A 14,153-nucleotide genomic window follows, 5' to 3' on the forward strand; every position below is an offset into this window, starting at 1 on the left:
TACATGAAACATTTTTTCGCAGGAATTGGTGAAAGTCATTTTTTGTCATTTTTATTATATCTAAGCATGTCTACTAGCCCAATTATTGGACTAGTGATTGGACATACTAAAATAAATCTAATAAATTCTATTATTATAGCTCTTGGTATGATATTGACATTAATTTTGGTATTATCAAGAGTGTATAGAAAATATTTTTATAGAGACGATGATGACTAAAGTTTTTATCAATAAAATCAGAGGTTGGTAGATTATCAGCCTCTTTCTTGTCTTCTCCAACCAAGCATGTTATAATGAATACTGCTCAAGCGACCTTCAATCGTTAAAGCACACACGACCTTCAATCGTGAACTAGTCGTTTCGTTTATCTTTTATTACGTCGTTAACTCGAAATGAGATGCAAGCTTAGCTTGTCTGATTTATAACCTCAATCAGTCTCCCAGACTGATTGAGCGAACTCAAGTTATGCCTGCGACTCGTTGCCTAGTCCTAAAAGCAAACGAAAAGACTATACTCGAAGAAATTCTATTGAAAGTCATAGTAAATAGAATTTTGAGGGGTATAAATAAACGAATAGATGGGAGACTTACCATGAGTGATAACTCTAAAACACGTGTTGTCGTGGGGATGAGTGGTGGTGTTGATTCGTCGGTGACGGCTCTTCTTCTCAAGGAGCAGGGCTACGATGTGATTGGTATCTTCATGAAGAACTGGGACGACACAGATGAAAACGGCGTCTGTACAGCGACCGAAGATTACAAGGATGTGGCTGCGGTGGCAGACCAGATTGGCATTCCTTACTACTCTGTCAATTTTGAAAAAGAGTACTGGGACCGCGTTTTCGAGTATTTCCTAGCGGAATACCGTGCAGGACGCACGCCAAATCCAGATGTTATGTGCAACAAGGAAATCAAGTTCAAGGCCTTTTTGGACTATGCCATGACCTTGGGGGCAGACTATGTAGCGACTGGGCATTATGCCCGAGTGTCGCGTGATGAGGATGGCACTGTTCACATGCTTCGTGGCGTGGACAATGGCAAGGACCAGACCTACTTCCTCAGCCAACTTTCGCAAGAACAACTTCAAAAAACCATGTTCCCACTGGGGCATTTGGAAAAGCCTGAAGTACGCAGACTAGCAGAAGAAGCAGGTCTTGCGACTGCCAAGAAGAAAGACTCGACAGGGATTTGCTTTATCGGAGAAAAGAACTTTAAAAACTTCCTCAGCAACTACCTGCCAGCTCAGCCTGGTCGCATGATGACAGTGGATGGTCGCGATATGGGCGAGCATACAGGCCTCATGTACTATACGATTGGTCAGCGTGGCGGACTCGGTATCGGTGGACAACACGGTGGTGACAATGCCCCTTGGTTCGTTGTCGGGAAAGACCTAAGCAAGAATATTCTCTATGTAGGGCAAGGTTTCTACCATGACTCGCTCATGTCAACCAGCCTAGAAGCCAGTCAAGTCCACTTTACTCGTGAAATGCCAGAAGAGTTTACGCTAGAATGTACGGCTAAATTCCGCTACCGTCAGCCTGATTCTAAGGTGACCGTCCATGTCAAAGGAGACAAGGCAGAGGTCATCTTTGCGGAACCACAACGCGCCATCACACCAGGTCAGGCAGTTGTCTTTTACGATGGCGATGAGTGTCTCGGTGGTGGCTTGATTGACAATGCTTATCGAGATGGACAAGTTTGTCAGTACATTTAGATTGACAAATTTTCTCAATTTGCTACAATAATAAAAGCAATAGAAATGATGGTCAAAGCTCATGGATGTTGCAGGCTTTTTTGTCCTGCACTTCTTTGGAGTTTTGACTGTTTTTGTGTCGTTTAAGGGAAAGGATAAAAATGACTCAACAAGACTTTCGGACAAAAGTAGACAATACGGTTTTTGGCGTTCGGGCGACAGCTTTGATTGTCCAAAATCGCAAGCTCCTAGTTACCAAAGATAAGGGCAAGTATTACACTATTGGCGGTGCGATTCAAGTCAATGAAAGCACGGAAGACGCGGTAGTCCGTGAAGTGAGGGAAGAACTGGGTGTAAAAGCTCAAGCTGGACAGCTAGCTTTCGTAGTTGAAAATTGTTTTGAACAGGACGGTGTTTCCTATCACAACATTGAATTTCATTATTTGGTAGACTTACTTGAAGATGCCCCATTGACCATGCAGGAAGATGAGAAAAGACAGCCCTGTGAATGGATTGACATAGACAAGCTTGAGGGTATCAATCTAGTTCCAGCATTTTTAAAAACAGCCCTACCAGATTGGGACGGTCAACTAAGACACATTCATCTTGAGGAATAGGAGAGAAAGGGATGGTTAAGCTTATTGCCCATGTACTTGTTCATAGTGGTGATGATTATTTGCTCATTCAGCGTTCGGAAATTAAAAGAGGACAACCCAACGTTTATCCAACTTACTGGGATATTCCTGGTGGCGGGGTTGAAAAGGGTGAACTTCCGCGAGATGGTGCTCTTAGAGAATGTATTGAAGAAGCGGGAGTTAGACTAGATAGCAGTTCGCTCAAACTTCTTCACGAAGATAGTCAACTGGATACTTCTAAGGATACTGTCTTTACTCGCTTAGTTTATAAAGCAGAGTGGGTTGGGGAGAAGCCAATTATCAGATTAGATCCTGAAGAGCATACACACTTTAAATGGGTTACTATGGCTCAAGCTCTAGAGGAGGAGAAGTTAGTTCCTTATTTACGAGAAATTTTTGAAAGGTTAAGAAATGACTTATAATTTTACAGAAGAATACGATATTATTGTAATTGGTGCGGGACACGCTGGGGTTGAGGCTTCCTTGGCTGCCAGCCGTATGGGCTGTAAGGTCTTGCTTGCGACCATCAACATTGAAATGCTGGCTTTCATGCCTTGTAATCCTTCTATCGGTGGTTCTGCCAAGGGGATTGTCGTGCGTGAAGTCGATGCCCTCGGTGGCGAGATGGCTAAGACCATTGACAAGACTTACATCCAGATGAAGATGCTCAACACAGGGAAGGGTCCAGCTGTCCGTGCCCTTCGTGCGCAGGCTGATAAGGAACTTTACTCGAAGGAAATGCGCAAGACAGTTGAAAATCAAGAAAATCTGACCCTTCGTCAAACCATGATTGATGAGATTTTGGTGGAAGATGGTAAGGTTGTCGGTGTGCGTACAGCGACCCATCAAGAGTATGCTGCTAAGGCTGTTATCGTGACGACAGGGACTGCTCTCCGTGGGGAAATTATCATTGGAGACCTTAAGTATTCATCAGGTCCTAACCACAGCTTGGCTTCTATTAACCTTGCTGACAATCTCAAGGAACTGGGCCTCGAAATCGGTCGTTTCAAGACAGGAACGCCCCCACGTGTCAAGGCTTCTTCAATCAACTACGATGTGACAGAGATTCAGCCAGGAGACGAAGCGCCTAATCATTTCTCATACACTTCACGTGATGAGGATTATGTCAAAGACCAGGTGCCATGCTGGTTGACCTATACCAATGGTACCAGTCATGAGATTATCCAAAATAACCTCCACCGTGCGCCTATGTTTACAGGTGTGGTCAAGGGAGTGGGACCTCGTTACTGTCCGTCGATTGAGGACAAGATTGTGCGCTTTGCGGACAAGGAACGCCACCAACTCTTCCTAGAGCCAGAAGGGCGCAATACAGAGGAAGTCTATGTCCAAGGTCTATCAACTAGTCTGCCTGAGGATGTCCAACGTGAGCTGGTTCATTCTATCAAAGGTTTGGAAAATGCAGAGATGATGCGAACAGGTTATGCCATCGAGTACGATATGGTCTTGCCTCATCAGTTGCGTGCGACTCTGGAAACCAAGAAAATCTCAGGTCTATTCACTGCTGGTCAGACCAATGGAACGTCAGGTTACGAAGAGGCAGCAGGCCAAGGGATTATCGCTGGCATCAATGCGGCTCTGAAAATCCAAGGTAAACCTGAGTTGATTTTGAAGCGCAGTGACGGTTATATCGGGGTCATGATTGATGACTTGGTGACCAAGGGAACCATTGAACCTTACCGTCTCTTGACCAGTCGTGCTGAGTACCGTCTCATCCTCCGTCATGACAATGCCGATATGCGTTTGACAGAGATTGGACGCGAGATTGGACTTGTGGACGATGAACGCTGGGTTCGCTTTGAAATCAAGAAAAATCAATTTGACAATGAGATGAAGCGCCTAGACAGTATCAAACTCAAGCCAGTCAAGGAAACCAATGCTAAGGTTGAGGAGATGGGCTTCAAGCCGTTGACAGATGCAGTGACAGCCAAGGAATTCCTTCGCCGTCCAGAAGTTTCTTATCAAGATGTGGTGGCCTTCATCGGACCAGCTGCAGAGGACTTGGATGACAAGATTATCGAATTGATTGAAACAGAAATCAAGTACGAAGGCTATATTTCCAAAGCCATGGACCAGGTTGCCAAGATGAAACGCATGGAAGAAAAACGTATTCCAGCCAATATTGATTGGGATGACATTGATTCTATCGCGACAGAAGCCCGTCAGAAGTTCAAACTCATCAATCCAGAAACCATCGGCCAAGCCAGCCGTATTTCGGGAGTAAACCCAGCAGATATTTCTATTTTGATGGTGTATCTTGAAGGTAAAAATCGTAGTATTTCTAAAAATCAAGAAAAGAAAGCATAGAGAAAAACAGCTCCGAAGACGGGGCTGTTTTATAATTTATTCTTCATCTGGTGTGAGGATCATAGGGATGATAATCGGTTCACGTTCTGTATTTTCATAGAGGAAGGGGCGAATAGCGTTGACAATGGCACCATTGACAGATTGCACGCTAGCATCCTTGTTTTTCAGTGCGATACGAATGGCATTGAAGAGGATGCGTTGGCTTTGGCGAATCAAGTCGCCAGACTCTCTCATGTAGACAAAGCCTCGACTGAGGATGTCTGGACCAGACAGAATCATCTGAGACTTGAAGTCGACAGTTGCGACTGCTAGAACGACACCGTCTTCAGATAGATCACGACGATCTTTGAGGACAGCTGCGCCGATTTCACCGATACGATTTCCATCGACATAGATATCTTGGGCGTTGAAATGACCTGCGATACGAGCAGAGTCAGCAGTAAGGGCAAGCACATCACCATTGCTCATGATAAAGATATTGTCCTTCTCAACACCAGTATCCACTGCTAGTCCAGCATGGACTTTTTGCATGCGGTATTCACCGTGGACAGGCATGAAGTATTTTGGCTTAATCAAGCGGAGCATGAGTTTTTGCTCTTGCTGGCCACCGTGTCCAGATGTATGGATATTGTTAACTTTACCGTGGATAACTTCGACACCAGCTTCTGAAATGATGTTAATCAGCTTGTTGACGCTAGTAGTATTTCCAGGGATTGGGCTAGAAGAGAAGATAACCGTATCACCTGGTTGGAGTTGCACCTGACGGTGGGTTCCGTTGGCGATACGAGAGAGGGCTGCCATCGGCTCGCCCTGACTACCTGTACAGAGGATGAGAACTTCTCCTGCAGGGTAATCTTTGATTTCATTTGGCTCGATAAAGGTTCCCTTAGGAGCTTTGATGTAGCCAAGCTCGATTCCGTTGACAATGGCCTTTTCCATAGAACGACCAAAGACCGCAATCTTACGTCCAGTCTTAATAGCAGCTTCTGTTGCTTGTTGGAGACGGAAGATATTTGAGGCAAAGGATGCAAAGATGATACGTCCTTCTATACCTTGGATAATCTTCATGATGGACTGACCAACGACTTTTTCAGAGTTGGTAAAGGTTGGCACTTCTGCATTTGTCGAGTCAGACAGGAGACAGAGCACGCCTTCTTCACCAAGGGCTGCCATACGGTGCAAATCTGCTGGTTCACCAACTGGTGTTAAGTCAAACTTGAAGTCACCCGTACAGACGATTTTCCCTTGTGGAGTATGAATGACAATCCCCAAAGGCTCTGGAATAGAGTGAGTCGTTCTAAAGAAAGTTGCCTTGAGATTTTTAAAGGTCAACTCAGTATTGTGATTGATTTCGTAAAGTTTGGCGTTGCGCAAGAGGCCGTGTTCTTCGAGTTTTCCACGGATCAAAGCCAAGGCAAGCGGTCCAGCGTAGATAGGGACATTTGCTTGCTTGAGTAGGAATGGAATCCCACCGATGTGGTCCTCGTGTCCGTGTGTGATTAAGACAGCCTTGACGCGGTCGATATTGTCCACGATGTAAGAGTAATCAGGAATGACATAGTCGATACCAAGCAAGTCATCTTCTGGGAATTTAATCCCAGCATCGACGATAATAATCTCATCTTGGTATTCAATCCCATATGTGTTTTTCCCGATTTCTCCCAGACCACCGATGGCAAAAACGCCGACTTCTTCAGGTTTAAGAGTATAGGCCATATTAGAACTCCGTAATTTCGAAGGCGCCAGTTTCTTTTTCGTAATCTAGCAATTTGTCAGACAAGCGTTCGATATACTCGATGTTGTACTCTGGGCGATTTTCTTCGACAAGTTGGCGAGCAGCGATGCGACCCTCAAGTTCTGAGCTGGCATCGATGTCTAGGTAAAGTGCGCGTGTTGTTTCACGACGTGGGCTACGTTCTTTTGTTTCTTGATAAAAAACTTTGTAAATCATATAGTTCCTTTCTATTTTACAGGTCAGCTTATTCCAAACTTTTAGCAGAGATTTGCTTGATTTCATTCCATTTTGTGTCTAGATTGACCTTGATTCGTTACAATTATTTCAATTATACCACAAAATGAAAAATTAGTAAAAGACGGAAACAAGAAAGTTAGGAGGCGATTTGTTGAGTAAGCGCTTGCAAAAACAAAGGAGATGTGTTATATTGATAATGGAAGTGAAATTTATTGCTTGTCATAATTCCATATAGATTTTAAGTCAAGGAGGTTCCCTATGTATGACTTATTTGCTTGTGCTATCGGAGTTCGCGTGGTAGCTTTTATCGTTTTTATTGCTTGTGTTTATGGAGGGAATCTTCTATTTGCCAAACTGGAACGACGACAAAGCAAGTTCTTGTGGAAGATTACCTTTGTGACTCTCTATTCGCTTTTTCTCCTCCTTGTAACCTATGTCGTTTGGTTTGTATTTTTCTTTGGATTAAATGCTTAGATGCCCTGCTCATGCTAGGGCATTTTTGTTTGGGGGCAAAGAAAATTCCACCCCATCTATCAAGATGAGGCGGTTTTGCATTTTTCTAAAATGACATGACAATGGAATTTTCAGAGCTTATTAGTTTTGTGTTAATGATTCTTCTGTTCAAAAATAGAGTTGAAGCATAAAAATAAAACAATACAAACAGATAAATCAATTGGTAAAGGGATAGTAGTAATGTTTAAATCATTGAGAATGCTGAGAAAGCTGTAAGAGATGAAGAAGAGAAAATTTATCCTTCTAAAAATGTGTCTTTTATCTAGCATGACTTATCAAACCTTTTACGGAGATCCTTTCAATTTTCTTGTTCACTTTTATATTCGGAAAAGAAAAGGAAAAGTGAAAATTTTTTTAATTTTATTTGCGAATTATTTTTTGTTTAAGTATAGGCATTTTGTTTGGGGATAAAGAAAATTCCCATGTGCCAGCTTTTGTAGTATAATAGTAAGCAGACAAAAAGATAGGAATGTGTTATGAAAGTATTAGCTTTTGATACGTCCAGCAAGGCTCTATCTCTCGCTATTTTAGAGGATAAGCAGGTTCTTGCTGAGACGACGATTAATATCAAGAAAAATCACAGTATTACCCTCATGCCTGCCATCGATTTTTTGATGGCGAGTGTGGACTGGACACCCAAGGACTTGGACCGAATCGTGGTGGCAGAGGGGCCAGGTAGCTACACAGGCTTGCGAATCGCAGTAGCAACTGCCAAGACCTTAGCTCACACTCTGAACATCGAGTTAGTTGGTATGTCTAGCCTCTTGGCTCTGGTGCCCTACCAACAAGAAGGTTTGTTCGTCCCCTTGATGGATGCGCGTCGCAACAATGTTTATGCAGGATTTTATGAAAATGCTAAACCTGTCATGCCAGAAGCACACTTGCCTTTTGAGCGAGTCATCGAGCTAATCAAGGGTGCTAGTCAGGTAACCTTTGTCGGAGAAGTCGTCCCCTTTGTGGAGCAGATTCAAGAACACTTGCCAAGGACTAATTATAAAGAAACCTTGCCAAATGCAGCTAATCTAGCACTTTTGGCTTGGGACAAGGAAGCAGACTCCTTGCATGATTTTGTGCCGAATTACCTCAAACGAGTCGAGGCTGAGGAAAACTGGCTCAAGAACCACACCGAGTCTGGTGAGTCTTACATTAAACGCCTATGATAGAAATCAAACGAATCCAACAGCAGCCTGATTTGGCTCAAGACATCTACGCTGTCATGGCAGCTGTTTACCCAGTCAGTCCTTGGACGCTGGAACAAATCCAAGCAGACCTGGCTCAAGACCAGACTTGGTATGCTCTGGCTTATGATGGGGCAGAAGTGATTGGATTTCTAGCTGTACAGGAAAATATCTTTGAGGCAGAAGTCTTGCAAATCGCTGTTAAAGGAGACTATCAGGGTCAGGGAATTGCGTCAGCCTTGTTTGCTCAATTGCCGACAGACAAGGAGATTTTCCTCGAAGTCAGAAAGTCAAATCAACGAGCGCAAGCATTTTACAAGAAAGAAAAGATGGCAGTCATCGCTGAGCGAAAGGCCTACTACCATGACCCAGTCGAGGACGCCATTATCATGAAGAGAGAAATAGATGAAGGATAGATATATTTTAGCATTTGAGACATCCTGTGATGAGACCAGTGTTGCCGTCTTGAAAAACGACGATGAGCTCTTGTCCAATGTCATTGCTAGTCAAATTGAGAGCCACAAACGTTTTGGTGGCGTAGTGCCAGAAGTAGCCAGTCGTCACCATGTCGAGGTCATTACAGCCTGTATCGAGGAGGCTCTGGCAGAAGCAGGGATTACCGAAGACGATGTAACAGCTGTGGCTGTTACCTATGGACCAGGCTTGGTTGGAGCCTTGCTAGTTGGTTTGTCAGCTGCCAAGGCCTTTGCTTGGGCACATGGACTTCCACTGATTCCTGTTAACCACATGGCTGGTCACCTCATGGCAGCTCAAAGTGTGGAGCCTTTGGACTTTCCCTTGTTAGCACTTTTAGTAAGTGGCGGGCACACAGAGTTGGTCTATGTTTCTGAGGCTGGGGATTACAAGATTGTTGGGGAAACCCGTGATGATGCGGTTGGTGAGGCTTATGATAAGGTCGGCCGTGTCATGGGTTTGACCTATCCTGCAGGTCGTGAGATTGACGAGTTGGCTCATCAGGGGCAGGATATTTATGATTTTCCTCGTGCCATGATTAAGGAAGACAATCTGGAGTTTTCATTCTCTGGTTTGAAATCGGCCTTTATCAATCTTCACCACAATGCCGAGCAAAAGGGAGAAAGCCTGTCTACAGAGGATTTGTGTGCGTCCTTCCAAGCTGCAGTTATGGATATTCTCATGGCTAAAACCAAGAAGGCTTTGGAGAAATACCCTGTTAAAACTCTAGTCGTGGCAGGTGGTGTGGCAGCCAATAAAGGCCTCAGAGAACGCCTAGCAACCGAAATCGCAGATGTCAAGGTCATCATTCCACCTCTGCGTCTCTGCGGAGACAATGCAGGTATGATTGCCTATGCCAGCGTCAGCGAGTGGAACAAAGAAAATTTTGCAAGCTTGGATCTCAATGCCAAACCAAGTCTTGCTTTTGATACTATGGAATAAGGAGTCAGCTCAAGGCTGGCTTTTTCACTAGCTGAAGTGTCAGAATATTTTGACAAATAATTGTAAATAATGATATAATATATACAGAATAGGAGGTGGTCAGATGATTGAGAGAATGGAATTGGGAGAATTTTACAAGGAATTGCGCTTGGCGAGAAAGCTCAAGCAGTCAGATGTGGCTTGTGCTGGACTAACAGCTTCTCAGTTGTCTAAGTTTGAACTAGGGCAGTCTATGTTATCTGCGGATAAGATAATCCTAGCTATTCAAGGGATCAATATGAATTTCGATGAATTTGGGCACAAGCTTAACAACTATCAAGAATCTCCACATATGCGAATTGGTAGAAGGGTTGTGGATTGCTTTGCCCATCAAGATATTGCTGGTTTAGAGCAACTGTTGGAGGAAGTCGAACAAGAACAGATGGCGCAGACCTATCGTCGTTTGAATGCTATTGTAATTAAAAACGCACTCCATTCCTTAGATAAGAACTATCCATTGGTAAAAGAAGATAGCGAGTTTTTGACTATCTATCTCTATGCTATTGAGTCTTGGACCTGGTTTGAACTCTATCTCTTTTGCAATACCATGCCCTTCTTGAGCAATCAAGATTTGATATTTTTATCAACCGCTTTAATTGAGAAATCTAAGGAATTTAAAGAGTTAGTACACAATCGGTTGTATATGAAGCAAGGGCTCTTAAATATCTTATCAGAACTCATGGAGCGCAAGCTTTTCTCCTACATCCCAATCTTTGAAGCCGAGTTGAAGAGCATGCTACGTCCGTATGATGTTTTTGAAAAAGTATTATGGCAATTTTTAAAGAAAATGAGTGTTTTCCTTCAAACTAAGGGAAGCAATCAAAAAGAGATTGAACACTTTATCCAATCTCTGCAAGTATTAGAAAATCCACAATTGATAGCCCTTTTTGAATTGCGTTTGCAGCAATTCAAAGAACTTATTGATTAGTTAGAAATGGCAAAATGATAATAATATCAGCAACGGCTGTCAATAATGTTAAAATTTGTTTTTTCATAGTTGCTCCACTCCTTAATTAGTAATAACTTGATTATACCAGTGAAATAATCAAATCTACTAAAATCGCAAATCTGAAATTTCTATAAGAAAAAATATCAAATATGCGATTTTTTAAAATAAGCCAATTTTCGTGTTATACTGTCCTTGTAAAGTACTTAAAGCAAATCCTAGGTCGCAGAAGTGCTTTACAAGCAAAAACAATTGAAGGAGTATAAAAGATGTTAAATTTACAATTTGCAGAAACAATGGAATTGACAGAAGCTGAGTTGGAGACAGTTTATGGAGGAAGGGCATATCCTCCATTGGAATCTGGTGGAATGGGCGGTCTATGGCAAAACTACTTTAACTTTGCTCCTCCAGCTCCTGAGACTAGACGTCGTTATTGATGTTTAAAGCCCTTGCCTTTTTCTTGGGTAGGGGCTATCTTTATTTCATATATAGGAGAAAATAAAATGGGAAAGATAACTTCAAGATACTACTTTTTTATAGTAATCCTACTCGTCATTGCTTACCAGTATCTTAGTGGTCTGGTTTTATCTAGCGACTTTGCTCTTGGTCTATCTGACTTTGGCTATTATTTGTCGGATATGATGTTGCATTTTCTTGTCGTTTTTATTGCTTTTTTTACTATGGTTAAGTCAGGAAAATGGCAGAAAATCAACAGTAAGAAGTTTCGCTGGACCTATTTGTTTTATTGTGTCTTAGCTTTTCTTTTGTTGTTCCTTTGGAACAGAGTTACCTTTTCTCTTTTTCCACCTACTAGAAATGCAATTTCTTATCAACATTACGCTCCTACTTTTACAGGAGCTACGGCATTTTTGATGTTCTTTCTCTACCCTGTAGTACTGGCTCCTATTTTTGAAGAAATCATGTATCGGGGATTGGTGATGACAGTTCTGGAGAAAGGGAAGAAATGGGGACTGGATGTACTTGGTTCGGCTATATTATTTGGAATCTTACACATTAGCGGCCATGGTTGGGTCTTAACAGACTTTTTTGTATATATGGGTGGCGGTCTCATATTTGCAGTCTTGTTTAGAGCAACAAAGTCCATTTATTGGCCTATTGGACTGCATATAGTCTACAATGGTATTGGTCAGATTCTTATGTTATTGCACTAGAATTTAAAGAGATGAAAATTTCGGAGTATTTGATTTTGGTAAAAAGTTTTGCATTACTATGAGGAAACTTTCATTTGAAGCCGAGTTGGAGAGTATGCTGCGCCCGTATGATGTTTTTGAAAAAGTATTATGGCAATTTTTAAAGAAAATGAGTGTTTTCCTTCAAACTAAGGGAAGCAATCAAAAAGAGATTGAACACTTTATCCAATCTCTGCAAGTATTAGAAAATCCACAATTGCTAGCCCTCTTCGAATTGCGTTTACAGCAATACAAAGAACTTATCGATTAGTCAACAATAGCAAATGTGAAATTTCTATGAGAAAAAATGTCAAATATGCGATTTACTAAAATAAGCCAATTTCTGTGTTATACTATCCTTGTAAAGTACTTCAAGCAAATCCTAAGTCGCAGAAGTGGTTTATAGATGGGAATTCGTACAGTATATGTTTAATTCTGAGTATACTGTAAATGGCTGGACTAAAAGTGAAACTTGGCGTCCTAGATAAGATGAGGTAAACGATGGAAAAACAAAGTCAGTTACAAATTTTAATTCATTCCCTGTACAATAATAAAGAAATTAGCTTGACGGAAGAATTTAGGAAGCAATTGCTGGAAACAGCAAAACAGTTCTCTAGTACTAATGAAGATTTGTTAGCTGCACGTCTTTCTTTTGCCGTCTCTAAAGAATTGTTGAGCTTTAAAGGTGAACCGCCGACAGAGTTGTTGGATTTAGCAAAATTTGTTCAAAAGAAAGAAGCTAAATACAAGCAGGGAATAGTGTGGTCTGGTATTTTTAAGACATTATTCATTATAGAATACGGTATGAACATCGCATAATGGATGAATCTGAATATGGGCAAGACTTGGATTTCAATGCCAAACCAAGTCTTGTTTTTGATACACTGGAATAAAATGGAGTCTGTCTGATTACAATCAGCAGACTTTTTTCTCTTTCCTGAATGTGTTATAATAGTCCATGCTGTGGCTGGAGCCTTTTCAGCCTACTTATACTCTTCGAAAATCTCTTCAAACCGCGTCAGCTTCTATCTGCAACCTCAAAACAATGTTTTGAGCAGCCTGTGGCTAGCTTCCTAGTTTGCTCTTTGATTTTCATTGAGTGTTATTAAGACAATACGAGGAGAAAGATGAAAGAAAAAGGATTTTGGGAGGGGGCACAGGCAGCCATGCCAACGGCCCTTGGTTATGTCAGCATCGGACTGGCCTGTGGGATTATTGGTGCGCCCTATGTGACACCTGTGGAGATGGGCTTGATGAGCCTCTTTGTTTATGCTGGGAGTGCCCAGTTTGCCATGCTGGCACTGATTGCGGTTCAAGCACCTGTGGCAGCTATTGCTATGACGGTTTTTTTGATTAATTTGCGTCTCTTTTTGTTGAGTTTGCATGCGTCAACCTATTTCCGTCATACTAGTCTCTGGCACAATATCGGTATGTCTAGTATCTTGACGGATGAGACTTATGGTGTTTTGATGGGCGAATTGGCCCATGCAGACAAGGTCAATCCTATGTGGATGCACGGAAACAATCTCAACAGCTATGTGGCTTGGTTTGTGGGAACAGTAGTCGGAACGGCTCTGGGTGGCCTGCTGCCAAATCCAGAAATCTTTGGTTTAGATTTTGCCCTAGTTGGGATGTTCATCGGCATTTTTGCTTCGCAATTCCAGATTATGCAAAGACGGATTCCTGTCCGCAATCTGCTCATTATCCTAGCAGTTGTTGCGGTGTCCTTCTTTTTACTCTTGACAGTGGTGTCTCAGTCGCTAGCTGTTCTGTTTGCGACGCTACTTGGTTGTACAATGGGGGTGGTTTTAGATGGTCAGTAAGTATCTTTTATTAGCAGTTATTTTCTCTGGCTTGGTGACATGGATTCCCCGTATGATTCCCTTTATCTTGGTCAAGTATAAGGGCTTGCCTGCTATCGTTGAGCGTTTTTTGAAGTTCTTGCCCGTTTCTATTATCTTTGCCTTGATTCTTTCAAGCGTAGTGACAGGCAAGGTTGGGAGTCTTCCTCAGATCAAATGGCTGGATTTCTTAGCAGTCTTTCCAACGGCTTGGGTGGCCTTTCGCTACCGCAATCTGGTCGGAACGGTTCTCTTTGGAGTGGTCTTGATTGCCGTCTTGCGTTTGGTCTTTTAAATTAGTCATAAAGAAAACCTATCACAGATATAGATATCATATAATGGCGTAAATGATCTTTTTCTGTTAAGATTATAAGGTATTCTATTTTGGAGGAAATGACATGAAAAA

17 protein-coding genes and 1 pseudogene are annotated in these 14,153 nt (G+C 42.2%); 16 read left to right on the forward strand and 2 right to left on the reverse strand.

Annotation, left to right across the window (positions count from 1 at the left end):
• The first annotated feature begins 3 nt into the window (after positions 1-3).
• From RYL77_RS05990 to mnmG, 5 genes are all read left to right on the forward strand, one after another.
• Positions 4-219 carry a hypothetical protein gene (locus RYL77_RS05990; RefSeq protein ID WP_315010561.1) on the forward strand — a complete coding sequence of 72 codons (216 nt, stop codon included), beginning with the start codon at positions 4-6 and terminating at the stop codon, positions 217-219.
• 372 nt (positions 220-591) lie between these two features.
• Entirely contained in the window at positions 592-1,713 is a 1,122-nt protein-coding gene (gene mnmA / locus RYL77_RS05995; protein ID WP_315010563.1) for a tRNA 2-thiouridine(34) synthase MnmA, read from the forward strand.
• 140 nt (positions 1,714-1,853) lie between these two features.
• The gene (locus RYL77_RS06000) at positions 1,854-2,309 is read left to right on the forward strand and encodes an NUDIX hydrolase (protein WP_315010565.1); all 456 of its coding nucleotides are present in this window, start codon (positions 1,854-1,856) and stop codon (positions 2,307-2,309) included.
• Positions 2,310-2,320: 11 nt separating this feature from the next.
• Positions 2,321-2,749 (forward strand): NUDIX hydrolase, encoded by a 429-nt coding sequence (locus RYL77_RS06005; protein WP_125420486.1) that lies wholly within the window; start codon positions 2,321-2,323, stop codon positions 2,747-2,749.
• Positions 2,739-4,652, forward strand: coding sequence for a tRNA uridine-5-carboxymethylaminomethyl(34) synthesis enzyme MnmG (mnmG, locus tag RYL77_RS06010; RefSeq protein ID WP_315010568.1), 1,914 nt, complete (start codon positions 2,739-2,741; stop codon positions 4,650-4,652). The genes RYL77_RS06005 and mnmG overlap by 11 nt, the downstream gene beginning before the upstream one ends.
• Before the next feature lie 36 nt (positions 4,653-4,688).
• On the opposite strand, the gene rnjA is transcribed toward mnmG, so the two are convergent.
• Positions 4,689-6,368, reverse strand: a complete 1,680-nt coding sequence (gene rnjA / locus RYL77_RS06015) for a ribonuclease J1 (protein ID WP_315010570.1) — start codon at positions 6,366-6,368, stop codon at positions 4,689-4,691.
• A 1-nt stretch (position 6,369) separates the two neighbouring features.
• Positions 6,370-6,603 carry a DNA-dependent RNA polymerase subunit epsilon gene (locus RYL77_RS06020; RefSeq protein ID WP_000639575.1) on the reverse strand — a complete coding sequence of 78 codons (234 nt, stop codon included), beginning with the start codon at positions 6,601-6,603 and terminating at the stop codon, positions 6,370-6,372.
• 279 nt (positions 6,604-6,882) lie between these two features.
• On the opposite strand from RYL77_RS06020, the gene RYL77_RS06025 reads away from it, so the two are divergent.
• From RYL77_RS06025 to RYL77_RS06075, 11 genes and pseudogenes are all read left to right on the forward strand, one after another.
• A complete protein-coding gene (locus RYL77_RS06025; RefSeq protein WP_315010572.1) occupies positions 6,883-7,098 on the forward strand; it encodes a hypothetical protein in 216 nt (71 codons plus the stop codon).
• Between the two features lie 515 nt (positions 7,099-7,613).
• Positions 7,614-8,297, forward strand: a complete 684-nt coding sequence (gene tsaB, locus RYL77_RS06030; RefSeq protein WP_315010574.1) for a tRNA (adenosine(37)-N6)-threonylcarbamoyltransferase complex dimerization subunit type 1 TsaB — start codon at positions 7,614-7,616, stop codon at positions 8,295-8,297.
• Positions 8,294-8,731, forward strand: coding sequence for a ribosomal protein S18-alanine N-acetyltransferase (rimI, locus tag RYL77_RS06035; RefSeq protein ID WP_315010576.1), 438 nt, complete (start codon positions 8,294-8,296; stop codon positions 8,729-8,731). The genes tsaB and rimI overlap by 4 nt, the downstream gene beginning before the upstream one ends.
• Positions 8,721-9,731: a tRNA (adenosine(37)-N6)-threonylcarbamoyltransferase complex transferase subunit TsaD gene (gene tsaD / locus RYL77_RS06040; protein WP_315010577.1), complete on the forward strand. Its 1,011-nt coding sequence runs from the start codon at positions 8,721-8,723 to the stop codon at positions 9,729-9,731. The genes rimI and tsaD overlap by 11 nt, the downstream gene beginning before the upstream one ends.
• Positions 9,732-9,834: 103 nt before the next feature.
• Positions 9,835-10,698: an XRE/MutR family transcriptional regulator gene (locus RYL77_RS06045; protein ID WP_042901763.1), complete on the forward strand. Its 864-nt coding sequence runs from the start codon at positions 9,835-9,837 to the stop codon at positions 10,696-10,698.
• Between the two features lie 287 nt (positions 10,699-10,985).
• The gene (locus RYL77_RS06050) at positions 10,986-11,153 is read left to right on the forward strand and encodes a hypothetical protein (protein WP_315010581.1); all 168 of its coding nucleotides are present in this window, start codon (positions 10,986-10,988) and stop codon (positions 11,151-11,153) included.
• A 66-nt stretch (positions 11,154-11,219) separates the two neighbouring features.
• The gene (locus RYL77_RS06055; RefSeq protein WP_042901762.1) at positions 11,220-11,888 is read left to right on the forward strand and encodes a CPBP family intramembrane glutamic endopeptidase; all 669 of its coding nucleotides are present in this window, start codon (positions 11,220-11,222) and stop codon (positions 11,886-11,888) included.
• Between the two features lie 73 nt (positions 11,889-11,961).
• Positions 11,962-12,177 (forward strand): annotated as a pseudogene (locus RYL77_RS06060) (MutR family transcriptional regulator); the annotation flags it as partial.
• A gap of 230 nt (positions 12,178-12,407) precedes the next feature.
• Positions 12,408-12,725, forward strand: a complete 318-nt coding sequence (locus tag RYL77_RS06065; RefSeq protein WP_315010584.1) for a hypothetical protein — start codon at positions 12,408-12,410, stop codon at positions 12,723-12,725.
• A gap of 308 nt (positions 12,726-13,033) precedes the next feature.
• A complete protein-coding gene (locus RYL77_RS06070) occupies positions 13,034-13,729 on the forward strand; it encodes an AzlC family ABC transporter permease (RefSeq protein ID WP_078135725.1) in 696 nt (231 codons plus the stop codon).
• Positions 13,719-14,042 carry an AzlD domain-containing protein gene (locus RYL77_RS06075; RefSeq protein ID WP_000253936.1) on the forward strand — a complete coding sequence of 108 codons (324 nt, stop codon included), beginning with the start codon at positions 13,719-13,721 and terminating at the stop codon, positions 14,040-14,042. The genes RYL77_RS06070 and RYL77_RS06075 overlap by 11 nt, the downstream gene beginning before the upstream one ends.
• The last annotated feature ends 111 nt before the right edge of the window (positions 14,043-14,153 follow it).

Source organism: uncultured Streptococcus sp., assembly GCF_963516515.1.
Classification (GTDB): Bacteria; Bacillota; Bacilli; order Lactobacillales; family Streptococcaceae; genus Streptococcus.